Raw genomic sequence first — 24,727 nt, 5'->3', positions numbered from 1 at the left:
GCGGTGTCCTCAGTCCGCGGCCAGGAGGACCACCGAGTCCTGCATCGCCCGGATCTCCGGGGCGACCAGGGTCGCCTGCGCGGCCGTGCACGACCCCATCAGCTGCACCAGGTCTCGCACACCGGCCCGCTGCTGCACGAGCGCGTAGCGGATCAGCTGCAGGAACGCTCCTCCTCCGGCGGGGTTGCGCACCTGCGCCTCGAGGCGGAAGCCGTCGAATCCCGACACAGGGTCGGCGTCGCGCACCAGCTCGCGGTAGCCCGGCAGCTTTTCGAGAGCTCCCGCGATCTTCATGGCTGCCTCGTCCAAAGTCTCCCAGTCGCGCAGACGCGTGACAACCACTTCGAGCTTGGCGCCCCCGTCGTCCGATCGCTCCATCGTCATGGCCGGACCGAGGCCGTGGCTTGGCTGCCACCCGTCCTCGGCCGTGAGCTCGACGGACGGGGGCCCCGGGAAGTCCGGGCCGGGGTACGTGTAGGTCGTCATCCCTCCATGATGCCTGCCGTCACGGTGTTCTCCCGCACGACCGAGTGCTCGCACGGTGGCGAGAGCAGGGGGACCTGCACGGTGGTCACCCGCCGACGCTCGACCCAGGCCCCCCGACCCGGCGGCAGCGGAGTCCGCGGCCCCCTGGGCAGCGAGGTACGCAGGATCGTGTCCCCGTCGGCAGGATCGGGCTGAAGAAGCAGTCCACGACGTGCGCGCCGGACCTGGGCGATCAGGGGCCAGGACGCCGCCCACGCACTCGTGTCGGCCTCGGCGACCACAAGATGCCGTCCGCGCCGCAGCGCTGCGACGGCCTGCACCAGGGCTGCGTCCGCGGGAGTCTGCAGGTACTCGTCGATCCCCTCGACGACCAGGGCGACAGGCCCCTCGGAGGCGCGTGCGACCAGGTCCCGCACCGCGGGGAGCACCTCGGACGGGTCGGCGACCTCGACGTCCCACCGCGCAGCACCCGCCACGACCGAGCCCGTCGGACCGACGCGCACGGTGTGGACGTCCGCCCCGATCTGCCCTGCGATCCACCCGACCGCGTTGGAGCGACCACCGCCGGGCGGGCCCGCGACCACCACCGTCCCGACGAGCTCGACGGGGACGGGTTCGAGGTCGACCCCGAGCCCCCACCACCCCGACGTGCCGGATGCCGGTGGCACGGTCGACGGTTCGACGACCGCGGGCAGAACCCGCAGAGCCGGTGCCGTGGTCGACGACCCCGCTGCGGCGACGCTCGCGACCTCGGCAGCAGCACCGGCGACGCCGCCAGCCACGGCAACCTGCAGCGTGACGCCCTCGAGCACGCCACGCCCTGCGGGTGCCCCGGCCTCGGGAACGTCCGCGGAGGCCAGCAGCCCTTCCTCGGCCGACCGCAGCCGCAGCACACGAGGAACCAGCGACCGCGCCCACGTGGGGATCGCCGCCAACCGGTCCGCCGACAGCACGACGTGCAGCCCGACCGCGCGTCCCTCCGCGAGCAGGTCGCGCAGCACGTCGAGCCATCGGCTCCTCCCCGACGCCTCAGCCTCCTCGCGGAAGGTCCCGAAGCCGTCGACGAGGACGAGAACCCGGGGGCCGGGCACCGGCCGACCCTCGGCGCGGGCCTCCGACCGGACGGCGAGCTCCCGCGAGAGCGTCCTCCACAGCGCCTCGACCCGGTCGACGTCGTCGTCCGGGACGACAGCCGCGACGTGGTCGAGACGCTCGAGCGGCCGAAGGTCCCCGGCCGCGGCATCGAGCACGTAGACGTGCGTCTCCGGTCCCGAGGCGGCGGACGCCGCCACAGTCCTCAGCACCGTCGACCGACCGGATCCGCCGGTGCCGAGCACCACGAGGTGGCCGTCGACCGCCGGCAGGAAGAGGGCCGGCTCCTGCACCTGCCGGTCCGGGTGGTCGGCCAGGCCCACGACGAGCGCGTCCCGCGACGCGGGCCCCAGGTCCGCGAGCGCCACGACGTCCGGCAGCTCGGCGACCCACGGGCGTCGAGGCACGGCGCGCCCGGTCCGGTCGAACGCCGTCCGGGCGACGGCGACGAGGCGCTGCAGATCGGTGTCGCCGGGGTCCGCGTCGGGGATCGCGACGTGCGGGCGTTCCCAGGGCACGGGTGTGCCCAACCGTCGGGTGGCGACCTCGACACCGTCTCGCTCGGGGGTTCGTCGGGTCCACCCGCCGGCGTAGGCGGCCTGGAAGCCACGGGTGCGGCCGGGGCCGGTCGAGAGCACGGCCCGCCCCGGCGTCGCGGGATCGAGATGGGCCGCGTCGGGGACGCCGACGACGTCGGTGGAGTCTGCCGGATCGGCCATCCGCAGGGCGACGCGCAGTGCCGTGTTCGCACGGAGGTTGTCCCGCACGACACCGGCAGGTCGCTGCGTGGCGAGGATGAGGTGGATGCCGAGGGATCGTCCGCGCTGGGCGATGTCCACCATGCCGTCGACGAACTCGGGGACCTCGCCGACGAGCGCGGCGAACTCGTCGACGACGATGACCAGTGCCGGAGGAGCGGTGCCGTCGCCCCGACGTTCGAGCTCGACGAGATCCTTGGCCCCGGCGCGGTGGAGGAGCTGCTCACGGTGGACGATCTCGGCACGCAGGCTGGTCAGCGCCCGTTGGACGAGCCGCGGGGTGAGGTCGGTGACGAGACCGACGCAGTGCGGCAGCCGGGTGCACTCGGCGAAGGCAGACCCGCCCTTGTAGTCGACGAAGAGGAACGTCACGTCGTCCGGGCCGACCGCGGTCGCGAGCCCGAGGACCCACGCCTGGAGGAACTCGGACTTGCCCGCCCCGGACGTGCCGCCGACGAGTGCGTGCGGCCCGTCCGCGCGCAGGTCCAGCACGGCGGGCTCCCGTCCGGCCGACCCGACGACGGCCGTGAGCCGTCGCGCTCTCCCGAGCCCGGGTCGGTTCTCGTCCCATCGACCGGAGATCACGGTCGGGTCCTCGGCGGTCTCGGGACCCAGGAGGTCGAGAAGGGAGACGGAGCGCGGGAGGTCGGTCGCGTCCTCGACGACGCAGCCGGCGTCCTCCACGGGGGCCATGCGGCGCGCGTACTCGACGGCCTCGGCCGGGCCTGTGCGCTCAGGGACGAGATCGTCCACCCGGACCCCGGAGCGGACGAGTCCCGCCCGCGGTCGGTCACCGCACTCGACGTACGTCCGGCAGGCCGCAGGCAGGGCCTCGACCGTCGGTGCCACCCAGAGCACGAACACCCCGGCGTCGGGCCCCCGCTCGGCGATCTGGACCAGCCGCGCCCGGTCGGTGGGAGCCCCCTCGGTGACGACCAGGACCACAGCAGGGAGGCAGACCTGGTCGCGCCGGCTGCCGGACGACGTCCCGACGTCCCCGCCCCGGTCGAGCGCGGTGTCGTCCACGCCGAGCTCGCCCCGACGACGCGGCCCGCCGCTCGGCATCCGCTGGGCGATGAGCCGCTCGAGGTCGTCGACGAGCGCGTCCGCGCTGCGTGGCTCGTCAGCGAGCTGCGGCACGGTGAGGGGTCCGTGCGGCCCGCCGGTGTGCGGCAGCCACGTCAGCCACTGCAGGTCCGCGGCACGCTCGGGCGCCACGAGTGCGGCCACGGCCACCTCGGCGGGCGAGTGCAGAGCCGTCAGCTGGACCACGAGCGCGTCGAGGGTCGGACCGACCGCACGGTCGTCCCCGGCCACGCCGATCGCACCCGCGTCGGGCAGCGACTCGACGACGGGGACGGCCGTGAGCGTTCGGTGGGGTTCGAGCACCTCGGCGACCGCGTCCGCGAAGACCTTCTCGTCGATCGTGGAGGGCTCGTCCACGGTGCAGCGCGACGGCATGGTTCCCGTGCCGAGGCGCACGAGGAGGAAGTTCCAGTGTTCCGGGCGACGAGACCACAGGCCCGGCCCGCGCTCCAGGGCCTGACCACGGACCTGGTCCGTCGGCGGAGCCTCGAGCCCGCGGACCCGGCGCTCACCCTGCTGCTCCTCGACGAGGCGCGCGGCCAGTCCGTCGAGGCGCTCGGTGAACCGCGCGACGTCGCGAGCCCTGCGGCGGCGACGACGACGGCGTTGCGTGACGTAGTTGCCGACGATCATCACGGGGGTGAGCAGGACGATGAGCAACGACAGCGGCGAACCCGTGATCGAGTACATCGCGCTCCCCATGAGGATCGGCGCGATCAACGCGATCACCGGGAAGTCCGGGGGGTCCTGCTCGACGGGAACCGTCGGGACGTCGAGTGTGATCCCGGCATAGCGGTCCTGGACGCGCGGCGACCGGTTGAAGGGCACCGGCCCGAATCGGCCCGCGCCGTGCTCGGGGTAGGTCGTGCCGTCGGTCGGAACCGGCGTCGGGGCGACGACGGCACCGGACCCGATCCACCCGTCGCCGAGCACGGCCTGCGGGTCGAGGACGGCAGGGTCGGGTACGCCCGGACGATCGACCTTGACGGTCCACCGGCTGCGCGGCGGGAGCGCATCGACGCCCGCAAGCGCCTCGGCCAGCTCTCCCACGGAGGTCGCGGCGTCGGCCGTGACTGTCACGTCCTCGCGCGTCGTGTCGGGACGAACCAGGGTCAGCTTGATCCTCACCGTGCCTCACCCTCGGCGGCACGGTCAGTCCTCGGACGACCGGACGTCGTCATGCGCTTCCCCCTCCACGGCACCCCGTGCGGGTCCGTGCCCTCGACGCTAGCGAGCCGAGCGTGGCCGGCGCGACCGACGGTCGGGAACCTGTGGACAGCCGGCGGACCGCCGCGGACGGAGGCCGTCTGGTCACCAGCAGGGCCGGGGCGCACCGCCCCGGCCCTGCTCGTCGTCGTGCGCTCTCGTCAGTTGCGGAGCCCGCTGGCCAGCTGCGTGTCGACGTCCTCGAGGGTCTGAGCGGCCTGGTCGAGGAACTGGGCCATGCCCTCGATACCGTTCACGGCCTGCTGGGTTCCCGAGGTGAACTCCTCGTAGGAGGTCTGAAAGGCACCCGAGGCCTGGTCGGTCACGAAGCCGCTGGCGACGAGATTGCCCACCTGGGTCTGCAGCGAGGTCAGGGTGTCGAGCAGCTCCTGCTGCCCGGTCCGCAGCTGCGTCGCCTGGGTGCGCATCTCCTCGTACGTCACGTTCATGTTGGCCATGCGGTGCACTCCTCTGCGTCTTGGCCGGCCCCCTCGGCCGAACCCGTTGCTTCCAGAGTAGTGATCAACAGGCACACATCCTGCCCGTTCGGCGGCCCTGTGGACAACGTCGTCCCGACGGCAGCCGGGGCTTCGTGCGGAGTGCGTCGGTGAGACGGCGCTCAGGCGGCGCGGTCCGCGAGCGCGGACGCGAAGGCCTCCATCGCGGCCTTGACGCGGCCGTCGGGCAGCGGGGCGAGCTCGCGCACGGCATCCTGCGCCCAGCCGACGGCCAGGGTGCGCGTCCGGGCGAGAACCTCGTGGGCGCGGAGACGCTCGACCACGTCCGCGAGCGTTTCGTCGCTGCTCAGGTCCCCGTCCAGGGCCGCGAGCAGCGCGACGTCGTCGGGTCCGCCCTGGCCCTCGGCCACCAGGCGACGCAGGAGCAGGACCGGCATCGTGGGGACGTGCTCGCGCAGGTCCGTGCCCTGGGTCTTGCCGGACTCCTCGCCCGAGGAGGTCAGGTCGAGGACGTCGTCGGCGAGCTGGAAGGCGACGCCGAGACGTTCGCCGTAGGCCGCCACGCACTCCACGGTCTCGTCGGCACATCCGGCGAACATCGCGCCCAGACGGGCCGAGGTCGCCAGGAGCGACGCGGTCTTGTCCGCGAGCACCTGGATGTAGTGCTCGACGGCGTCGTCGCCCTCCCCCGGGCCCACCGTCTCGTGGAGCTGTCCGAGGCAGAGTCGCTCGAACGTGGCGGACTGGATGAGCACCGCCTCCGGTCCCAGCCCGGCGATCGTGCGCGAGGCCCGGGCGAAGAGCAGGTCCCCCACGAGGATTGCGACGCTGTTGCCCCAGACCTCGTGCGCCGACGGCGCCCCGCGGCGCACGGGCGCGGAGTCCATCACGTCGTCGTGGTACAGGGTCGCGAGGTGTGTGAGCTCGACGCCGACCGCGGCGTCGAGGACCTCGTCCGGCGAGGAGTCCCCCAGCTCGGCGGCGAGCAGCGCGAGCATCGGCCGGAGCCGCTTGCCCCCGGCGTCGACGAGATGGCGTGAGGCGGTATCGGCGAGCCGGTCGGTCTGCGTGACCGAGTCGCGCAGGCGTTCCTCGACGGACTCCATGCGCGCGCCGATGCGACCGGCGAGCTCGGAGTCGGCGAGCGGGAACGCCCCGGTCGTGGGAGGAGGTACAGACGTCACGGGACGAACTTAGCCGCCTGAGCCACCAGATCGAGAACCGGCGACGGAAACACGCCCAGGAAGATCACGGCCGCAGCACAGACGACGACGGTCACGCCCGCCGGTCCGCCCATCCCGAGCACCTTCACGGGCGCGTGGTCCGTGGACTCCTCGTCCGGCGTCGTGAAGTAGAACAGCACGATGATGCGCACGTAGAAGAAGACGGCGACGACCGAGGTCAGGACACCGATCACGGCGAGCCAGGTGGCCCCCGACGCGATGCCCGCCTGGAAGGACGTGTACTTGGCGATGAAGCCACCCGTGAGCGGGATCCCCGCCAGGGACAGCAGGAACAGCGAGTACGCGGCGGCGAGCCACGGGCTGCGGCGACCGAGGCCGGCCCACTGCGCCATGTGCGTCGCCTCGCCGAGGATCGGCGTGGACTCGCGCACGTCCTCCTTGCGCTCCTCCCCGCCGAGCTCTGCCGTACCGCCCTCGGCGCCCGCGCCGGCGGTCGTCGTGAGCACGGGTGCGGCGGTCGTCTCGCGGACGAGCGTGATCGCCGCGAAGGCACCGAGCGTCGCGACGCCGTAGGCCAGCAGGTAGAAGAGGGTCGAGCGGACCCCGAGACCGGAGAACCCGCGGATGTCCGCGGAGAGGAAGAGCCCGACGACCCCGACGAGGATGAAGCCCGTGTGGGCGATCGCGGAGTACCCCAGCATGCGCTTCATGTCCGTCTGGGGGATGGCCACCAGCGTGCCGACCAGCATGGACAGGATCGCCACGATCCACAGCGCGACCTCGAAGCCCTGCGCCAACGCCGCGGACTGGATGCCGAGCGTGGGGGCGACGACCACGACGATGCGGACGAGCGCTCCGAACGCGGCCGCCTTGGTGCAGGCGGCCATGAAGGCGCTCACCGGCGTCGGTGCACCCTGGTAGACGTCCGGCACCCACACGTGGAACGGGGCCGCGCCGACCTTGAAGAGGATCCCGACGATCACCATGATCAGACCGACCATCAGGAGTCCGCCCACGGCGGTCTCGTCCCCGCGGGCGATCGACATGCGGATCTCCGCCAGGTCGACCGACGCCGTGGCGCCGTACATCAGCGCCACGCCGAACAGGAAGATGGCCGACGCGAACGCGCCGAGCAGGAAGTACTTGAACCCGGCCTCCTGGCTCAGCAGGCGTCGACGACGCGCGAGCGCCGACAGGACGTAGAGCGGGAGCGAGAGCACCTCGAGGGCGACGAACATCATCAGCAGGTTGCTCGTCGACGCGAAGATCATCATCCCGCCGAGGGAGAACAGCAGGAGCGGGAAGGCCTCCGTCTGCCGGACGCCCTGGGCCCGTGCGAGGTCCTCGTAGGCGGAGCCCGGGACGGCGGCCGCGGCCGGGGCGAACGCGTCGTCGCCCGACGAGCGGTCGGCGAAGAGCAGGAGGGAGAAGATCCCGAGAACGAGGAGGATCGCCTGCACGGCCAGGGCGAACGGGTCGACGAGCACCGTGCCGCCCACGATCCGCACCCCGCCCGACTCCTGGACCCCGGGCCACAGCACGACGACGGCGGTGAGCGCGGCCGCGATCCCGAGCGCCGTCACGACGAGCTGGACGACGCGTCGGCTCCGCGCGGGGACGAACGCCTCGACGAGCACGCCCAGGACACCGGCGCCGAGCACCGCGATGATCGGGGCGAGGTGGGCCCAGTCGATCGTCGGCTCGATGAAGTCCGTGGTCATGAGTCGCTCCCCTCGCCGGCCGTAGCCAGATCGTCAGCTGGTGCGGCGTCGACGACGCCGATCGCGGTCATCGTCGTCTGCGCCGGCTCGCGCACCATGTCGAGCGCCGGCGCCGGGTAGACGCCGAGGATGACCAGCCCGGCGAGCAACGGCGCGACCACCCAGCGCTCGCGCCCCGACAGGTCGGGCGTCGCCGCCAGCTCGTCGGGGACCTTGCCGGTGAACACGCGCTGGTAGGTCATCAGGACGTAGAGCGCGGCGAGAACCACCGCGACGACCGCGAACAACGCGGCGGACCTGCTGGTGGCGAAGGTGCCGAGCAGGACCATGATCTCGCTGACGAAGGTCGAGAGGCCGGGCAGCGACAGCGCCGAGAGACCCGCGACGAGGAACGTCCCCGCGAGGACCGGTGCCACCTTCTGCAGTCCGCCGTAGTCCGCGATCCGCTGCGACCGCTCCGGGTGCCGCGCGATCAGGAAGCCCGCGAGCAGGAAGAGCGCACCCGTCGAGATCCCGTGGTTGAGCATGTAGAGGGACGAGCCTGAGATGCTCAGGGACGTGAACGAGAAGATCCCGAGCACGATGAACCCGAAGTGCGAGACCGACGTGTAGGCGATCAGACGCATGAGGTCGGACTGCCCGATCGCGAGCAGCGCGCCGTAGATGATCGAGACGACCGCGAGAACCACGATGACCGGTGCCGCCCAGACGCTCGCCGTCGGGAAGAGCGGCAGGCACAGCGCGAGCATGCCGAACGTGCCGACCTTGTCGAGCACCCCGACCAGGAGGGCCGACGTCCCCGCAGGTGCCGCCTGCGCGGCGTCGGGGAGCCAGGTGTGGACGGGGACGATCGGCGCCTTGATCGCGAAGGCGATGAAGAAGCCGAGGAAGATCAGTCGCTCGGTGCTCGTCCCCATCGGGTTCTGGGCGAGGTAGCCGGTCAGCTCGTCGATGAGGAACCCGCGCTCACCGCCGGGCCCGTTGACGTACAGCGCGATGACCGCGGCCAGCATGATCAGACCGCCGGCGAGGGAGAAGATGAGGAACTTGACCGCGGCGAACCGCCGCTGCGCCCCCGTGCCGAATCCACCGATCATGAAGTAGACGGGGATGAGCATCGCCTCGAAGACGACGTAGAACAGGAAGACGTCGCGGGCGACGAAGACCGTGACCATGAAGGCCTCGAGCAGCAGGATCAGCACCAGGTACGTCCCGGTGTGCCCGAGACCCTTCGAGCCGTCCGTGGGCAGGTTCTCGCGCCAGGCGGCGCCGATGACGAGCGGGACGAGCCCGACGGCGAGCGCGACGAGCAGCATCGAGACACCGTCGGCGCCGAGCGCCCAGCTGGTCCCGAGCTGCGGGATCCACGCGTGGGTCTCTGCGAGCTGGTGCACCTGCGACTGTCCGGTGTCGAACTGGGTCAGTGCGCCGAAGAGCACCCCGACCTCCACCAGGGAGATCGCGAGCGCCATCTCGCGGACGCGCGACCGTGCCGCGGTGCGCCCCAGCGCGAGGACGACGAGGGCGCCCACCGCCGGGACGAGGACAAGGGTTGTCAGCCAGGGAAAGTCGGTCATCACGGTTACCTCAGCTCGCCAGCGCCAGGACGACGGCGACGATCACGATCAGGCCACCGAGGATGGTGGCGGCGTACGAGCGGACGAAACCGTTCTGGGCCTTGCGCCACACACGACCGACGGTGCCGAGCAGTGCGGCACCGCCCATCCACGTGCCGTCGACGACCTCCTTGTCGGAGTAGACGAGCGTGCGGGTGAGGTACTGCCCCGGCCGCATGAAGACCGTCTCGTTGACTGCGTCCTGGTAGAGGTCGACCCGGGCGGCGCGGGTGAGCGCGGAGGCCGGGGGCGCCGTGACGGGCACGTCCGCCACGGCGTACTGGCGCCAGGCGAGAATCACACCACCGACGACGAGCAGCAGGGTGAGGGTGATGAGCGACCAGACCGGCAGCACCGGTTCGGCATGCTCGGCGTGGCCGGTGACGGGCTCCAGCCAGGTGACGAACGAGTCGCCCCAGGCGAGCAACCCGCCGAGGAACACGGAGCCGAAGGCGAGGACGACCATGGGCAGCGTCATGAGCAGCGGCGACTCGTGCGGGTGCTGGACCGGTCCCTGCTGCGGGCCGGTGCCGTCGACGTCCCCCGAGCCGTCGTTCCAGCGCCGCTTGCCACCGAACGTCATGAAGAAGAGGCGGGACATGTAGAAGGCGGTGATGCCGGCGCCGATCAGCGCCGTGAACCCGAAGACCCAGGCCTGCCACTCGGACCCCTCGACGGGAACGAACGCGGCCTCGATGATCTTGTCCTTGCTCCAGAACCCGGAGAACGGCGGGATGCCGAGGATTGCGAGCCACCCGAGACCGAAGGTCACGAACGTGACCTTCATGTACCTCGAGAGTCCGCCGAACCGCCGCATGTCGACCTGATCACCCATGCCGTGCATGACCGAGCCGGCTCCGAGGAAGAGGCCCGCCTTGAAGAAGCCGTGGGTCACGAGGTGGAAGATCGCGAACGCGTAGCCGATCGGCCCGAGGCCCGCCGCGAGGATCATGTAGCCGATCTGCGACATCGTCGACGCCGCCAGCGCCTTCTTGATGTCGTCCTTCGCGCAGCCGATGATCGCACCGAAGACCAGGGTCACGGCACCGATGATCGCGACGACCAGGCGCGCGTCGGGCGACACGTCGAAGATCGGCGCCGACCGGACCACGAGGTAGACCCCCGCGGTGACCATCGTCGCCGCGTGGATCAGCGCCGAGACGGGCGTCGGGCCGGCCATGGCGTCGCCCAACCACGCCTGCAGGGGGAACTGCGCCGACTTGCCGCAGGCCGCCAGGAGAAGCATGAGGCCGATCGCGGTGACGATCCCGAGCGAGGCAGCCGGTGCCTGCTCGTGCACGACGGCGAAGTCGAGGCTGCCGAACGTGGCCAGCATCAGCATCATCGCGACGATCAGACCGATGTCACCGACACGGTTCATGACGAAGGCCTTCTTGGCCGCGACCGCGTTCTTGCGCTCGCGGTACCAGAACCCGATCAGCAGGTACGACGCGAGCCCCACGCCCTCCCAGCCGACGAACAGGAGCAGGTACGAGTTCGCCAGCACCAGGACGAGCATCGCGGCGACGAAGAGGTTCAGGTAGGCGAAGAACCGACGGCGGTCGTCGTCGTGCTCCATGTACGCCACCGAGTAGAGGTGGATGAGCGACCCGACGAAGGTCACGAGCAGGACGAACGTCACCGACAGGGGGTCGATCCGCAGCCCGACGCCGACGTCGAGCGTCCCGCCCGGGAGCCAGTCGTAGAGCGCCATGTCGTAGACACGTTCGCCCGCGTCGAGCCCGAGGAGCCCCACCAGCAGGACCAGACCGACCACGAACGACCCGATCGCCGTCGCGAGGCCGAGCCAGTGTCCCCACCTGTCGCTGCGACGGCCCGCGAGCAGGAGCACTGCGGCACCCACCAGCGGCAGCAGGATGACGTATGGCGCCAGCTCGAGCGACGCCGGCACCTCGTTCGAGACTGCGGACGAGGCCGCGACGGAGGCGGCTACGGATGTCACCGTTGGCATCAGGTTCTGCCCTTCAGCTCTTCAACAGGTCGACGTCGTCGACGGACACGGACCGGCGGGCACGGAAGATCGCGATGATGATGGCGAGGCCGACCACCACCTCGGCGGCGGCGACGACCATGACGAAGAACGCGATGACCTGTCCGCTGAGGTCGCCGTGCATGCGTCCGAACGTGACGAACGCCAGGTTCGTCGCGTTGAGCATGAGCTCGACCCCCATGAACACGATGATCGCGTTGCGCCGCAGGAGCACGGTCGCCGCACCGACGGAGAACAGGATGCAGGAGAGCACCACGTAGTGCGTGAGTTCCATCAGCGTTCCTCCTCGTCAGGTGCGGAGCCCTCGGGCTCCGCGACCGTGGACGTCCGCTCGACGAGGCCGTGCTCCCCGAGCAGGACGTCGGTGGCCTCCCGCTGCTGCCCGCGGATCCGCAGCACCCGTGACACGGACTCGGCGATCGGCCGGCCCTGCGGGTCGAGCGCCGGTGTGTCCATCGCGTTGTTCTGCGCGTAGACGCCCGGCGCCGCCAGCGGCGTGAGCCGACCACCCTGCGGCAGCGCGGCGACCTTGGCGTCCGCGATCTCCTTCTGCCCGCGTGCCGGGGTCAGGCGCCGCTTGTGCGTGAGCACGAGGGCCGAGACCGCCGCGGTGATCAGGACGATGCCGACGACCTCCATCGCGAGCACGTAGTCGGACATCAGGACCCGGGCGAGACCGACAGGGTTCGTGACCGAGTTCGCCTCGGCGAGGCCGACGGCCGGCGGGAAGACTGTCTGGACGACGACGCCGGACAGGATGACGCCGAGGCCGAGCGCGAGGATCACGCCGATCCAACGCTGTCCACGGATCGTCTCGACGAGCGAGCTCGAGGCGTCGACACCGACGAGCATCAGCACGAAGAGGAAGAGCATCATGACGGCGCCGGTGTAGACCACGATCTGGACGACGCCGAGGAACGGTGCCTCGAGGGCGATGTACAGGACGGCGAAGCCGATCATCACGAAGACCATGCAGATGGCCACGTGCACGGCCTTGCGAGCCACCAGCAGGCCGAACGAGACGAGCACCATCAGCGGTGCCAGGACCCAGAACAGCACGTCCTCACCGGGGCTCATGACGCGTCCTCCTTCGGCTCCGTGTGCTCGGCGACCCAGTCCTTCTGCCTCTGTGTCGGCCCGGTGATCTCACCGCGGTAGTACTGGTCGTCCTCCGTGCCCTCCACCATCGGGTGGGGTGCGGGGAGCATCCCCTCGCGCAGCGGGGCGAGGAGGTCCTCCTTCTCCCAGATCATCCCTTCGCGAGTGTGACCGGCGAGCTCGTACTCGTTTGTCATCGTCAGTGCCCGGGTGGGGCACGCCTCGATGCACAGTGCGCAGAAGATGCAGCGCAGATAGTTGATCTGGTAGACGCGGCCGTACCGCTCACCGGGCGACATGTGCCCGCCGTCGGGGAGGTCGGCGTTCGACGCCCCCTCGACGTAGATCGCGTCTGCCGGGCAGGCCCAGGCGCACAGCTCGCACCCGATGCACTTCTCGAGGCCGTCGGCGTACCGGTTGAGCTGGTGGCGGCCGTGGTAGCGGCGCTGCGTGGGCACCTTCTCCTTGGGGTACTGCTCGGTGACGATCGGCTTGAACATCGACGAGAACGTCACGCCGAAACCCGCGACGGGCGCGAACAGCTCCTTGATCCCCTTCGGTTGGGGACGCAGTGGTTGGTACGACCGGTCGTCAGCCACGGTTCTCCTCCTCGGTGTCGACGGCGTGTGCCGCACCGCTCTCTGCGGCGACGACTCGGCGACGACGCGCCGAGGGCGGAAGCTTCTGGCCCGGCAGGGGCGGCACGGGGAACCCGTCCGCGAACGCGTCGAACTCCTCGGGCTCGTCGTCCCCGGTCTCCGGCTCGGGCTTCTTCGAGGCGTCCGGCCAGAACCAGATCACCGCGACCAGGACGATCGCCACGACGCCCGAGACCACGAGGAACGTCTGGGTGTCGACGTCGGCGAACTGGCGCAGCCCCTGGGCGACGGCCACGAGGACGAGCCATCCGAGCGCGACGGGGATGAGGATCTTCCACCCCAGCTTCATGAACTGGTCGTAGCGCATGCGGAGCAGGGTCCCGCGCACCCAGACGAACATGAAGAGGAGCGCCCACATCTTGACGAGGAACCAGAGGATCGGCCACCAGCCCTCGTTGAACATCCCGTCGTTGATCGCGGACAGCGGCCACGGGGCGCGCCAGCCACCGAGGAACAACGTCGTCGCGACCGCTGAGACGTTGATCATGTTGATGTACTCGGCGAGGAAGAACCACGCGAACTTCATGGACGAGTACTCGGTCATGAAGCCCGAGACCAGCTCGCCCTCGGCCTCAGGAAGGTCGAACGGCAGCCGGTTGGTCTCGCCGATCATGGAGATGACGTAGACGACGAACGCGGGCAGCAGCGGGAGGAACCACCACAGGCTCTGCTGCGAGTCGACGATCTGCGACGTGGACATCGAGCCCGCCATGATGAACACCGTCACCAGGGAGAGCCCCATCGCGAGCTCGTAGCTGATCACCTGTGCCGTCGACCGCACGGAGCCGAGCAGCGGGTACGTCGACCCGGAGGACCAGCCGCCGAGCACGATCCCGTACACGCCGAGCGAGGCGCACGCGAGGATGTAGAGCACGGCGACGGGGAAGTCGGTGAGCTGCGCCGGCGTCGAGTAGTCCGTGAAGGGGATCGTCACCTCGGGACCGAACGGGATGACGGCGAACGTCAGGAGCGCGCAGAAGACGGCGATCATCGGCGCGAGCAGGTAGACGAACTTGTCCGCCGCCTTGACGGTGATGTCCTCCTTGAGCAGGAGCTTCATCGCGTCCGCCAGCGACTGCAGCAGGCCGAGCGGCCCGTGCACGTTGGGGCCGGGACGCAGCTGCATGCGGGCGACGACCCGTCGCTCGAACCAGATCGCGATCAGGACGGAGGTCAGCAGGAACACGATGATCAGGACGGCCTTGACGAGGTACGTCCACCCGTTGTCCTGCGAGAAGTCCGCGGCGATCCCGGGCACGCCCGGCGTCTCGGTGAAGATGCTCATCAGGCTTCTCCCTCCCCCGCGGCCGCGGCGACGCGGACCACTGCGCCCGGGGCCACCCCGAGCGTCTCGTGCACCTGACTGCCGGGCGACCGGAGCGGCACCCAGACGACGTGGTCGACCATTGCGGTCACCGCCACGGGGAGGGTGAGCGACCCGCGGTCCGTGGAGACCGTGACCTGCTCGCCGTCGGCGACACCGACCGCGACCGCCGTCACCGGGGAGATTCGCGCGACCGGCCGCTTCGCCGTGCCGGCGAGGAACCGTTCACCGTCCTGGAGCCGGGCGACGTCGAGCTGGAGCCGCCAGGACGCCAGGACCGCAGTTCCGGGCTCGACCGGCTCGGGCTCCGAGGGAGCCACCGTCGGCGCGGCGACGCGCTCACCCGCCCAGGGCGTGAGTCGACCGAGCTCCTCGCGGACGTCGAGAAGGCTCGCCGTCCCCAGCTCGACGTCGAGCTCGTCGGCGAGGGCGTCGAGAACACGGTGGTCGGGCATGGCGTCGGACGGGAGCGAGGCCCCGAAAGTCCGCACCCGGCCCTCCCAGTTCCAGTACGACCCGTCCTTCTCCGCCGGCGGAGCCACCGGGAGCACGACGTCGGCACGTTCCGTGACCTCGGACGAGCGGACGTCGAGCGCGACGACGAAGCCCGCCTGCTCCAACGCCCGGCGGGCGTGGGCGGGGTCCGGGAGGTCCTCCGGCTCGAAGCCGCCGGCGAGAACCCCGCCGAGCTGCCCGACCCAGAGCGCGTCCAGGATCTCGCCGGTCGAGCGGCCCGCGTCCGCCGGGAGCTCGTCGCCGCCCCAGAGGGCCGCGACCTCCGCGCGCGCCGCAGGGTCGACGACCGGGCGCCCTCCGGGCAGGAGGTTCGGCAGGGTGCCCGTCTCGACACCGGCACGCTCGCCGATGCGCCGCGGAATCCAGGCCAGCCGTGCCCCGGTCCGCTCGACGAGCCGGAGCACGGCGCTGTACGCACCGGGGACGGCGGCGAGCCGTTCGCCGACTAGCACGACGGAACCGGCTCCGCGCAGGGCCTCGGACACGTCCGCGAGCTCCGCAGGGTCGGTGCCGCCGGCCGCGATCTGGTCGAGCCACTCGGGCTCGGTCCCCGGAGCGGCCGCGAGCAGCGTGCCGTTCATCCGGTCGAGCCCGCTGCTCCGGTGCGAGGCGATCGAGAAGACCCGGACGTCGTTCTTGGTCGCGCCCTTGCGCAGTCGCAGGAACGTGACGCCGCCCTCCTCCTCGGCCTCGAGGCCGACGAGGAGCACGCTCGGTGCGGCCTCGAGATCGCTGAAGGTGACGTCGATCCCTCGCCCTGCGACGGCGTGGGCCAGGAAGTCGGCCTCCTCGGCGCTGTGGGAGCGGGCCCGGTGGTCGACGTCGTTCGTCCCGAGCGCGACGCGCGCGAACTTGGCGTAGGCGAACGAGTCCTCGATGGTCAGTCGACCGCCGGGGAGCACACCCACCCCGCCGGCCTGGCGGGCACGGGCAAGGCCCTCCGCCGCCGCCTCGAGCGCCTCGCTCCAGCTTGCAGGCCGCAGCTCACCCCGGCTTCCGTCCTCGCCCCGGTCCCGCACGAGCGGGGTCGTGAGCCGGTCCGGCGCCGTCTGCCACGTGAACGCGAAGCGGTCCTTGTCGGTGATCCACTCCTCGTTCACCACGGGGTCGTCGCCGGCGAGCCGGCGCATGACAGTGTCGCGGCGGTGGTCCACGCGGATCGCGGAGCCGCAGGAGTCGTGCTCCGCGACCGCCGGCGTCGAGACGAGGTCGAACGGCCTCGACCGGAACCGGTACGCCGCGCTGGTCAGGGCGCCGACCGGGCAGATCTGCACGGTGTTGCCCGAGTAGTACGACGCGAACGGTGCACCGGAGACGTCCGTGTGCGCTGCACCGACCGGCTGGTCCCCGCTGCTCGTCCCCGGGCGCTCGAAGTCCAGGACGTCCTCGTCGAACCGGCCGATCTGCTGCCGTGCCCCGCGCTTCTGCAGGTCGATGAACGGGTTGCCCGCGATCTCGTCGGAGAACCGCGTACAGCGCTGGCAGAGCACGCAGCGCTCGCGGTCGAGCAGGATCTGCGTCGAGACGGCGATGGGCTTGGGGAAGGTCCGCTTGACGTCGAGGTAGCGGCTCGTGGCGGCACCGTTGGCCATCGACTGGTTCTGCAGGGGGCACTCGCCGCCCTTGTCGCACACCGGGCAGTCGAGGGGGTGGTTGATCAGCAGCAGCTCGAGCATGCCGCGCTGGGCCTTCTCCGCCACCGGCGACGTGCGTTGCGTGCTGACCTGCATGCCGTCGGTGGCGACGAGGGTGCACGAGGGCTGCGGCTTCGGCATCGGCCGTACGGCCCCCGAGCGGTCGGGGGCCGAGACCTCGACGAGGCACTGGCGGCACGCGCCGACGGGCTCGAGGAGCGGGTGGTCGCAGAATCGCGGGATCGCGATCCCGATCTCCTCGGCCGCCCGGATGACGAGGGTGCCCTTCGGCACCGACGTCTCGATGCCGTCGATCTGGAACGTCACCTGGGGGACGACGGCGGCCTCCTCGCCGCCTCCGCCGGTGCCCTTGTTCGTCGTGTCGGTCATCCCTCTACCTCCGAGCCGGCCACTGCCGGTCGCTTGCGCTCGAACAGCTCGGCCGCCGCCCGGTCGAACGGGCAGCCGCCACCGGTGATGTGGGCCTCGTACTCCTCGCGGAAGAGCTGGACGCTGCTGGTGATGGGCGACGTCGCACCGTCGCCGAGCGCGCAGAACGCCCGGCCGAGGATGTTCTCGCAGACGTCGAGGAGCACGTCGAGGTCCTCGGGGACCCCGGTGCCGTTCTCGATGCGGGCGAGCACCTGCTCGAGCCAGAAGGTGCCCTCGCGGCAGGGCGTGCACTTGCCGCAGGACTCGTGCGCGTAGAACTCCGTCCACCGGGCGACCGCGCGGACGACGCAGACCGAGTCGTCGAAGATCTGCAGGGCGCGGGTGCCGAGCATGGACCCGGCGGCGCCCACGGACTCGTAGTCGAGCGGGACGTCGAGGTGCTCGGCGGTGAACAACGGCGTCGAGGACCCGCCCGGTGTCCAGAACTTCAGCTCGTGCCCGGGGCGGACGCCCCCGGCCATGTCGAGCAGCTCGCGCAGCGTGATGCCGAGCGGGGCCTCGTACTGGCCCGGCCGCACCACGTGCCCGGAGAGGGAGAACAGCCCGAACCCGGCGGACTTCTCGGTGCCCATCGAGGTGAACCAGTCGGCCCCGCGCTCGACGATGGCCGGGACGCTCGCGATCGACTCGACGTTGTTGACCACGGTCGGGCGCGCGTAGAGGCCCGCGACCGCGGGAAACGGCGGCTTGAGGCGCGGCTGTCCGCGACGCCCCTCGAGGGAGTCGAGCAACGCCGTCTCCTCGCCGCAGATGTACGCCCCGGCGCCGGCGTGGACCGTGACGTCGAGGTCCACCCCCTCGCCGAGGGCGTTCTTTCCGAGCAGTCCGGCGTCGTAGGCCTCCTGCACGGCGTTCAGCAGACGGCGGTAGACGTGGACGACCTCACCGCGGACGTAGATGAACGCGTGGGTGCAGCCGATCGCGTAGGACGTGATGGCCACGCCCTCGATCAGCGAGTGGGGCGCCGCCATCATGAGCGGGATGTCCTTGCAGGTGCCCGGCTCGGACTCGTCGGCGTTGACGACCAGGTACCGCGGGCCACCGTCGTCCGGCGGCAGGAACCCCCACTTCATGCCGGTGGGGAACCCGGCACCGCCGCGACCGCGGAGGCCGGAGTCCTTGACGGTCTGGATGATTCCGGCCGGCTCCAGGTCGAGCGCTTTGGCCAGCGCGCCGTACCCCCCGTGAGCCCGGTAGGTCTCCAGGGTCCAGCTCTGGTCCGCGTCCCACGTGTCGCTCAGGACCGGGGTCAGTGGTGAGGTCACTTGTCCGACTCCTTGCTCTCGGCGCTCGACTGGGCCCCGCCGGTCCGCGGGGGCACGTCGCCCTCACCGGGCGCCGCGTCGACGTCGGACGGCGCAGCCTCCTCGGGCGCCCGCCAGTCGTTCTCGCGGGCGAGCCTCAGGCCGGCCAGGGTGGCGCCCGATGCGCCGACGCCCTCGTCGGCACGGCCGTCCGGGAAGCCGGCGAGGACGCGGCTGACCTCCTGGAACGTGGCCACGGTCGACGCGCCGCGGGTGGGCGTGACGTCCTCGCCGAGACGCAGCGAGTCGGCGAGCCGCTTGGCCGTCTCCGGGTTCTGGTTGTCGAAGAACTCCCAGTTGACCATGACGACCGGCGCGAAGTCGCAGGCCGCGTTGCACTCGACGCGCTCGAGGGTGATCTTGCCGTCCTCGGTCGTCTGGTCGTGCCCGACGTCGAGGTGCTCGCTGAGCTCGTCGAAGATCGTGTCGCCGCCCATCACCGCGCACAGGGTGTTGGTGCAGACCCCGACGGTGTACCGACCGTTCGGGTGGCGCTTGTACTGCGTGTAGAACGTCGCCACCGCGGAGACCTGGGCCGGGGTCAGCCCGAGCCGCTCGGCGCAGAAGGCGATCCCGTCACGGGACACGTAGCTCTCCTCGGCCTGCACCAGGTGGAGCATCGGCAGGAGCGCGGACCGCGGCTCGGGGTAGCGCGCGACGATCTGTGCCGCGTCGTCGGCGAGCCGGCGGTAGGTCTCGTCGTCGTAGGAGCACGCAGGCCCCCGCGAGTACGCCTCTGTGGTCATCGGTCCACTCCTCCCAGCACCGGGTCGAGCGACGCGACGGCGACGACGACGTCGGCCACCTGCCCGCCCTCGCACATCGCGGCGACCGCCTGCAGGTTGTTGAACGACGGGTCACGGAAGTGTGCCCGGTAGGGCCGCGTCCCGCCGTCGGAGACGAGGTGCACACCGAGCTCGCCGCGCGGGTGCTCGACCGTCTGCCAGGACTGCCCGACCGGGACGCGGAACCCCTCGGTGACGAGCTTGAAGTGGTGGATCAGGGCCTCCATCGAGGTGCCCATGATCTCCTTGATGTGGTCCAGCGAGTTGCCCTGCCCGTCGCTGCCGATGGCGAGCTGGGCCGGCCAGGCGATCTTGCGGTCGGCCACCATCACGGGCTGGCCCACCGTCGACTCGAGGCGGGTGAGGCACTGCTCGACGATCCGCAGCGACTGGTAGCACTCCTCGATGCGCAGGACGACCCGCGAGTAGCAGTCCGCGTCCGTCGACGTCGGCACGTCGAAGTCGTACGTCTCGTAGCCGCAGTACGGGTCAGACTTGCGGACGTCGTACGGGTGGCCCGCGGACCGCAGGACGGGCCCGGTGATCCCGAGCGCCATGCACCCGGCGAGGTTCAGGTTCCCGACCCCGACGAGGCGGGCCTTGAAGATCGGGTTGGCGAGCATCAGGTCGCCGAGCTGCGCGAGATAGCCACGTACCTTCGGCAGGATGCCGCGGATCTGGTCCTCGATCCCCTCGGGGACGTCCTGCGCCACCCCGCCCGGACGGATGTACGCGTGGTTCATCCGCAGCCCCGTGACGGCCTCCAGCACGCGGAGGATCTCCTCACGGGCGGTGAAGCTGAGCGTCATGATGGTCGTCGCGCCCATCTCGTTGCCGCCCGTACCCAGGCAGATCAGGTGCGAGGACACCCGGTTGAGCTCCATCATCAGCACGCGGATGACGGACGCCCGCTCGGGGATGTCGTCCGTGATCCCGAGGATCTTCTCGGTGCCGAGGCAGAACGCCGCCTCCTGGAAGAGCGGCGCGAGGTAGTCCATGCGGGTGCAGAACGTGACCCCCTGGGTCCACGTCCGGAACTCCATGTTCTTCTCGATGCCCGTGTGGAGGTACCCGACGCCGCAGCGCGCCTCCTTCACGGTCTCCCCGTCGATCTCGAGCATCAGTCGGAGCACACCGTGCGTCGAGGGGTGCTGCGGACCCATGTTCACGACGATGCGTTCCTCGCCGATCTCGCTCGCCTCGGCGGCGATCTCGTCCCAGTCGCCGCCCGAGGCCTCGAACGTCGGGATGGAGCCGTCGAAGTCGTCGTAGGGCGCCTTCGTCGCGTGCGGTGCTCCTGCACCTGTCGTGCTGCTCACGAGTACGACCTCCTCTGGTCTGCCGGGGGCACCGTCGCGCCCTTGTACTCGACCGGGATCCCGCCGAGCGGGTAGTCCTTGCGCTGGGGATGCCCGGGCCAGTCGTCGGGCATCTCGATCCGCGCCAGCGCGGGGTGCCCGTCGAAGACGATTCCGAAGAAGTCCCAGGTCTCGCGCTCGTGCCAGTCGTTGGTCGGGTACACCGACGTCGTCGACGGGATGTGCGGGTCGACGTCGGGGACGGAGACCTCGAGGCGCAGGCGACGACCGTGGGTGATCGACGTCAGGTGGTAGACCGCGTGGAGCTCGCGGTTCGTGTCGTGCGGGAAGTGCACGCCGCTGACACCGAGACTGAGCTCGAACCTCAGGTCCTGGTCGTCCCGCAGTGCCTGGCAGACCTGGACGAGGTACTCGCGGCGCACGTGCAGGGTGAGCTCGGCGTGGTCCCCCGGGGGGTCCACGACGACGAACTCGAGCGCGGTGGAGAGCGGGAGCCCCTGCTCCTCGAGCACCTCGGCGAGGAGGTCGACGGCCTCGTCGAACCACGACCCGTAGGGCCGGGTCGCGGCGCCGGGCATCGCGACCGGACGGCGCAGCCCGCCGTACCCCGAGGTGTCCCCCGCACCATGGGCGCCGAACATCCCCTCACGGACCTCGACGACCTCGAGCGTGCTCCGGCCCTCCGAGCCCGAGACCAGCTCGTTCTGCCGGGGACCCTGGGCCTCGTCGACGTGGGGCGCGGCCTGCGGGGGCGGCCCGACCGGCGCCTCGTCCCGGCCCGACGGCTTGTCGTTCTCGCTCACCGCAGCAGCCCCTTCATCTGGTGGGTCGGTGTCGCCTCAAGAGCTGCCGCCTCCGCAGCACGGGCCGCCTCGACGCGGTTGGCGCCGAGCGGCGTCGCCTGGATCTGCTGGTGCAGGGCGAGGATCGCGTTGATGAGCATCTCGGGCCGCGGCGGGCAGCCGGGAAGGTAGACGTCGACGGGGACGATGTGGTCGACGCCCTGCACGATCGCGTAGTTGTTGAACATGCCGCCCGACGAGGCGCAGACCCCCATCGACAGGACCCACTTCGGCTCGGCCATCTGGTCGTAGACCTGCCGCACGACGGGTGCCATCTTCTGGCTGACACGACCGGCGACGATCATGAGGTCGGCCTGGCGGGGCGAGGCGCGGAAGACCTCCATGCCGTACCGGGACAGGTCGAACCTCGACGCGCCCGCGGCCATCATCTCGATGGCGCAGCACGCGAGCCCGAACGTCACCGGCCAGACGGAAGCCTTGCGGAAGTACCCCGCGAGGTCCTCGACGGTCGTGAGCAAGAATCCGGATGGAGCTTCTTCGATCCCCATGGTGACTACCTCCTGGTCCGCGCGAACGGTGCTGTCGGTGCGTGCGAGTGCTGCTCGACTAGTCCCACTCGAAACCGCCGCGACGCCACTCGTAGACGAACGGCACGGTGATCAGGGCGATGAAGGTCAGCATGGCGACGAGCCCGAACCCGGCGAGCGTGGCGAAGTCGACGGCCCACGGGTAGAGGAAGACGACCTCGATGTCGAAGACGATGAACGTCATCGCGACGAGGTAGTACTTGATGGGGAAGCGACCGCCGCCGACCGCGTGGGGCGTGGGCTCGATCCCGCACTCGTACGCGTCGAGCTTCGCCCGGTTGTAGCGCTTCGGGCCGAGGATCGCGCTCGCCCCGACACCGCCGAGCGCGAGGACCGCGCCGATCCCCATGAGGAACAGCAGGGGCACGTAGGGGTTGGTCATGAGATCACTCCTCGGGCGAGGGCTCGAAACGTCGACGCTGACAGGTTCGGGCTGGTCATGAGCTGGGAACCACCTTGGTCAACCCGGTGATGACTCGGTCCACCCAGTCGCCACCGTGCGGGTCGTAGCAATCGGACAACAGCTTCAGGACGAACCGCATCACGACAGGCCGTGGCAGTCCGTACCTGGTGCACGCCTGCATGATGCGCGGCTGCTCGATCAGTCTCACGAAGATCCGGCCGAGCGTGTAGTACCCACCCAGCTCGTCGCTCATCTGCCGCGGGTAGCGCTCGAGCACTCGCTCGCGTGCGGCGTCAGTCCCGCGCGTCCGCGCCTGGGCGATCGCGTCGGCGGCGACGCGACCGGCCTGCAGGGCGTAGGCGATGCCCTCGCCGTTGAACGGGCTGACCATGCCGCCCGAGTCCCCCACGAGGAAGACTCCGCGGGTGTAGAGGGGCTTGCGGTTGAACCCCATCGGGAGCGCCGCCCCGCGCACGGGACCGCGCTGGTTCTCCGGTGTGAACTCCCAGTCGCCCGGGGCGTTCGCCATCCACTTGCCGAAGAGGTCCTTGTAGTCGATGTTCGCCGCCGACTGCCGCGCCGGGGTCGAGCTCACCGAGCCGAGCCCCACGTTCGCCGTGCCGTCACCGAGGGAGAAGATCCAGCCGTAGCCGGGGAGCTGGTTCGAGCGGCCCGGTGCGCCGTCCCACAGCTCCAGGTGCGACTCCATCCACGGGTCGTCGTGCCGCGGAGTCTCGAAGTAGGTCCGGACGGCGACGCCCACCGGGCGGTCGACGCGCTTCTCGAGGCCGAGCCCGAGGGCGAACCGGGACGACACGCCGTCGGCGGCCACGACGATCGGTGCGCGGAACGTGATCTCGTCGCCGACCTTGCGCCCGCGCTCGTCCACGTCGCGCGCCGTGACACCGACGACGCGGTCGGTGCGCTCGTCGACGACGGGCCCGGTCACGGCCGTGCGCTCGCGCAGCTTCGCCCCGGAGGCCTGGGCGTGCTGGACCAGTCGGTGGTCGAGCGAGGTGCGCGCCCGCGCCATCCCGTAGGACGGGTAGGCGTCGATCTCGGGCCAGGCGAGCTCCCAGGAACGGGCTCCCGCGACCACCCGCAGGCCCTCGTTGCGGATCCACCCGTCGTCCTCGGAGGTGTCGACCCCCATCCGGGCCAGCTCGGCCACGGCACGAGGCGTCAGTCCGTCGCCGCAGATCTTGTCGCGGGGGAAGCTCGCCTTCTCCAGGACGAGGACGGTGAGGCCGGCAACAGCGCAGTAGTGCGCGACGGCTGAGCCCGCGGGGCCCGCGCCGACGACGATGACATCCGCATCATCGCTGTTGCTCATGCTCACCTGAATCCCTAGGTCGGACCGACTCGCTCAACCCTCTCCCACTGCGGCCACGAGCGCGCGCCGCAGAGGTTGTGAAGGCAGTCACAACGTTCGATCACACTCTATCCACATCTGTGGCGCGATGTGAACTAAGGCACACCTTGCTCAGAAGGGGCGCACGCCGCGGTGCAGCGCGACGATCCCTCCCGTGAGATTGCGGTAGGCGACCTGCTCCCACCCCGCCCGCAGCATGAGCCGGCCGAGCTCCTCCTGGACCGGCCACTCGCGGATCGACTCGGCCAGGTACTCGTAGGACCCCGGATCCTTCGAGACGACGCCCGCGACCTTCGGCAGCGCGCGCATCAGGTACTCGTTGTAGACGGTGCGGAACGGCGCCCACGTGGGCTCGGAGAACTCGCAGATCACCACGCGACCGCCGGGGCGGACGACGCGGAGCATCTCGGCGAGCGCGGCCGACGTGTCGACGACGTTGCGCAGACCGAACGAGATCGTGACCGCGTCGAAGCTGGCGTCCGCGAACGGGAGGTGCGTGGCGTCACCGGCGACGAACGGGAGGTCGGGACGCCGGGCCTTCCCGGTGCGGAGCATCCCGATCGAGAAGTCGCACGGGACCACGCGCACGTCGTCGGCGTCGAACGGCTCGCTCGAGGTACCGGTCCCGGCCGCGAGGTCGAGAACACGCTCCCCCGGCATCGCGCCGACCGCGTCGACGGTGAGCCGGCGCCATCGCCGGTCCTGCCCCAGCGAGGCGAGGTCGTTGACGAGATCGTAGTGACGGGCGATCCCGTCGAACATCGAGGCGACCTCGGTGGGCTTCTTCTCCAGGCTTGCGCGCGACATGGTCACATCGTTCCACGACCGGGCCGCAAACCGCGGATGCCAGGC

At 70.8% G+C, this 24,727-nt stretch carries 19 protein-coding genes and 1 pseudogene; all 20 read right to left on the bottom strand.

Translation table 11 applies throughout. From position 1 onward, the window contains the following. Positions 1–9: 9 nt before the first annotated feature. The 20 genes and pseudogenes from Q343_RS0103160 to Q343_RS0103065 all read right to left on the bottom strand — a co-directional run bounded on the left by Q343_RS0103160 (position 10) and on the right by Q343_RS0103065 (position 24,682). Entirely contained in the window at positions 10–486 is a 477-nt protein-coding gene (locus Q343_RS0103160) for a hypothetical protein (protein ID WP_029252139.1), read from the bottom strand. After that, positions 483–4,550: an FtsK/SpoIIIE domain-containing protein gene (locus Q343_RS0103155; protein WP_052366813.1), complete on the bottom strand. Its 4,068-nt coding sequence runs from the start codon at positions 4,548–4,550 to the stop codon at positions 483–485. The genes Q343_RS0103160 and Q343_RS0103155 overlap by 4 nt, the downstream gene beginning before the upstream one ends. 239 nt (positions 4,551–4,789) lie before the next feature. Continuing rightward, positions 4,790–5,086: a WXG100 family type VII secretion target gene (locus Q343_RS0103150; protein WP_029252137.1), complete on the bottom strand. Its 297-nt coding sequence runs from the start codon at positions 5,084–5,086 to the stop codon at positions 4,790–4,792. A gap of 428 nt (positions 5,087–5,514) precedes the next feature. Continuing rightward, positions 5,515–6,192: pseudogene (locus tag Q343_RS0103145) on the bottom strand (polyprenyl synthetase family protein); the annotation flags it as partial. Between the two features lie 74 nt (positions 6,193–6,266). Next, positions 6,267–7,991 (bottom strand): NADH-quinone oxidoreductase subunit NuoN, encoded by a 1,725-nt coding sequence (gene nuoN / locus Q343_RS0103140; RefSeq protein WP_029252135.1) that lies wholly within the window; start codon positions 7,989–7,991, stop codon positions 6,267–6,269. Further along, positions 7,988–9,568 carry an NADH-quinone oxidoreductase subunit M gene (locus Q343_RS0103135; protein ID WP_029252134.1) on the bottom strand — a complete coding sequence of 527 codons (1,581 nt, stop codon included), beginning with the start codon at positions 9,566–9,568 and terminating at the stop codon, positions 7,988–7,990. The genes nuoN and Q343_RS0103135 overlap by 4 nt, the downstream gene beginning before the upstream one ends. A gap of 10 nt (positions 9,569–9,578) precedes the next feature. Beyond that, positions 9,579–11,579, bottom strand: coding sequence for an NADH-quinone oxidoreductase subunit L (gene nuoL, locus Q343_RS0103130; RefSeq protein ID WP_029252133.1), 2,001 nt, complete (start codon positions 11,577–11,579; stop codon positions 9,579–9,581). A 13-nt stretch (positions 11,580–11,592) separates the two neighbouring features. Continuing rightward, complete coding sequence (gene nuoK / locus Q343_RS0103125) at positions 11,593–11,892, bottom strand: NADH-quinone oxidoreductase subunit NuoK (protein ID WP_029252132.1); 300 nt, start codon at positions 11,890–11,892, stop codon at positions 11,593–11,595. Beyond that, positions 11,892–12,695, bottom strand: a complete 804-nt coding sequence (locus Q343_RS0103120) for an NADH-quinone oxidoreductase subunit J (protein ID WP_052366812.1) — start codon at positions 12,693–12,695, stop codon at positions 11,892–11,894. Before Q343_RS0103120 ends, nuoK begins: the two co-directional genes overlap by 1 nt. Continuing rightward, entirely contained in the window at positions 12,692–13,315 is a 624-nt protein-coding gene (gene nuoI, locus Q343_RS0103115) for an NADH-quinone oxidoreductase subunit NuoI (RefSeq protein WP_081829582.1), read from the bottom strand. The genes Q343_RS0103120 and nuoI overlap by 4 nt, the downstream gene beginning before the upstream one ends. Continuing rightward, a complete protein-coding gene (nuoH, locus tag Q343_RS0103110; RefSeq protein ID WP_029252129.1) occupies positions 13,308–14,660 on the bottom strand; it encodes an NADH-quinone oxidoreductase subunit NuoH in 1,353 nt (450 codons plus the stop codon). Before nuoH ends, nuoI begins: the two co-directional genes overlap by 8 nt. Beyond that, a complete protein-coding gene (locus Q343_RS0103105; protein WP_029252128.1) occupies positions 14,660–17,239 on the bottom strand; it encodes an NADH-quinone oxidoreductase subunit G in 2,580 nt (859 codons plus the stop codon). The genes nuoH and Q343_RS0103105 overlap by 1 nt, the downstream gene beginning before the upstream one ends. Further along, positions 17,236–18,567, bottom strand: coding sequence for an NADH-quinone oxidoreductase subunit NuoF (gene nuoF, locus Q343_RS0103100; RefSeq protein ID WP_043109185.1), 1,332 nt, complete (start codon positions 18,565–18,567; stop codon positions 17,236–17,238). The genes Q343_RS0103105 and nuoF overlap by 4 nt, the downstream gene beginning before the upstream one ends. Continuing rightward, positions 18,564–19,352 (bottom strand): NADH-quinone oxidoreductase subunit NuoE, encoded by a 789-nt coding sequence (nuoE, locus tag Q343_RS0103095; protein ID WP_081829581.1) that lies wholly within the window; start codon positions 19,350–19,352, stop codon positions 18,564–18,566. Before nuoE ends, nuoF begins: the two co-directional genes overlap by 4 nt. Beyond that, positions 19,349–20,710, bottom strand: a complete 1,362-nt coding sequence (locus tag Q343_RS0103090) for an NADH-quinone oxidoreductase subunit D (protein ID WP_029252125.1) — start codon at positions 20,708–20,710, stop codon at positions 19,349–19,351. The genes nuoE and Q343_RS0103090 overlap by 4 nt, the downstream gene beginning before the upstream one ends. Continuing rightward, complete coding sequence (locus Q343_RS0103085) at positions 20,707–21,408, bottom strand: NADH-quinone oxidoreductase subunit C (RefSeq protein WP_029252124.1); 702 nt, start codon at positions 21,406–21,408, stop codon at positions 20,707–20,709. Before Q343_RS0103085 ends, Q343_RS0103090 begins: the two co-directional genes overlap by 4 nt. Before the next feature lie 101 nt (positions 21,409–21,509). After that, complete coding sequence (locus Q343_RS0103080) at positions 21,510–22,061, bottom strand: NADH-quinone oxidoreductase subunit B (RefSeq protein ID WP_029252123.1); 552 nt, start codon at positions 22,059–22,061, stop codon at positions 21,510–21,512. A gap of 58 nt (positions 22,062–22,119) precedes the next feature. Beyond that, positions 22,120–22,482, bottom strand: a complete 363-nt coding sequence (locus Q343_RS0103075) for an NADH-quinone oxidoreductase subunit A (protein WP_029252122.1) — start codon at positions 22,480–22,482, stop codon at positions 22,120–22,122. Between the two features lie 55 nt (positions 22,483–22,537). Then, positions 22,538–23,836 carry a geranylgeranyl reductase family protein gene (locus Q343_RS0103070; protein WP_029252121.1) on the bottom strand — a complete coding sequence of 433 codons (1,299 nt, stop codon included), beginning with the start codon at positions 23,834–23,836 and terminating at the stop codon, positions 22,538–22,540. A gap of 150 nt (positions 23,837–23,986) precedes the next feature. Beyond that, entirely contained in the window at positions 23,987–24,682 is a 696-nt protein-coding gene (locus Q343_RS0103065; protein WP_029252120.1) for a demethylmenaquinone methyltransferase, read from the bottom strand. Positions 24,683–24,727: the final 45 nt, after the last annotated feature.

Origin of the sequence: Paraoerskovia marina DSM 21750 (genome assembly GCF_000701465.1) — a bacterium.
Lineage (GTDB): Bacteria > Actinomycetota > Actinomycetes > Actinomycetales > Cellulomonadaceae > Paraoerskovia > Paraoerskovia marina.
Note: the sequence above shows the minus strand (reverse complement) of the source record. Positions and strands in the feature narration are given on the sequence as shown.

Bases quoted from the DNA above. Each gene is read 5' to 3' on its own strand.
- Q343_RS0103160 (WP_029252139.1), bottom strand. From the start codon at position 486: ATGACGACCTACACGTACCCCGGCCCGGACTTCCCGGGGCCCCCGTCC.
- Q343_RS0103150 (WP_029252137.1), bottom strand. From the start codon at position 5,086: ATGGCCAACATGAACGTGACGTACGAGGAGATGCGCACCCAGGCGACG.
- nuoN (WP_029252135.1), bottom strand. From the start codon at position 7,991: ATGACCACGGACTTCATCGAGCCGACGATCGACTGGGCCCACCTCGCC.
- Q343_RS0103135 (WP_029252134.1), bottom strand. From the start codon at position 9,568: ATGACCGACTTTCCCTGGCTGACAACCCTTGTCCTCGTCCCGGCGGTG.
- nuoL (WP_029252133.1), bottom strand. From the start codon at position 11,579: ATGCCAACGGTGACATCCGTAGCCGCCTCCGTCGCGGCCTCGTCCGCA.
- nuoK (WP_029252132.1), bottom strand. From the start codon at position 11,892: ATGGAACTCACGCACTACGTGGTGCTCTCCTGCATCCTGTTCTCCGTC.
- Q343_RS0103120 (WP_052366812.1), bottom strand. From the start codon at position 12,695: ATGAGCCCCGGTGAGGACGTGCTGTTCTGGGTCCTGGCACCGCTGATG.
- nuoH (WP_029252129.1), bottom strand. From the start codon at position 14,660: ATGAGCATCTTCACCGAGACGCCGGGCGTGCCCGGGATCGCCGCGGAC.
- Q343_RS0103105 (WP_029252128.1), bottom strand. From the start codon at position 17,239: ATGACCGACACGACGAACAAGGGCACCGGCGGAGGCGGCGAGGAGGCC.
- nuoE (WP_081829581.1), bottom strand. From the start codon at position 19,352: ATGACCACAGAGGCGTACTCGCGGGGGCCTGCGTGCTCCTACGACGAC.
- Q343_RS0103080 (WP_029252123.1), bottom strand. From the start codon at position 22,061: ATGGGGATCGAAGAAGCTCCATCCGGATTCTTGCTCACGACCGTCGAG.
- Q343_RS0103075 (WP_029252122.1), bottom strand. From the start codon at position 22,482: ATGACCAACCCCTACGTGCCCCTGCTGTTCCTCATGGGGATCGGCGCG.
- Q343_RS0103070 (WP_029252121.1), bottom strand. From the start codon at position 23,836: ATGAGCAACAGCGATGATGCGGATGTCATCGTCGTCGGCGCGGGCCCC.
- Q343_RS0103065 (WP_029252120.1), bottom strand. From the start codon at position 24,682: ATGTCGCGCGCAAGCCTGGAGAAGAAGCCCACCGAGGTCGCCTCGATG.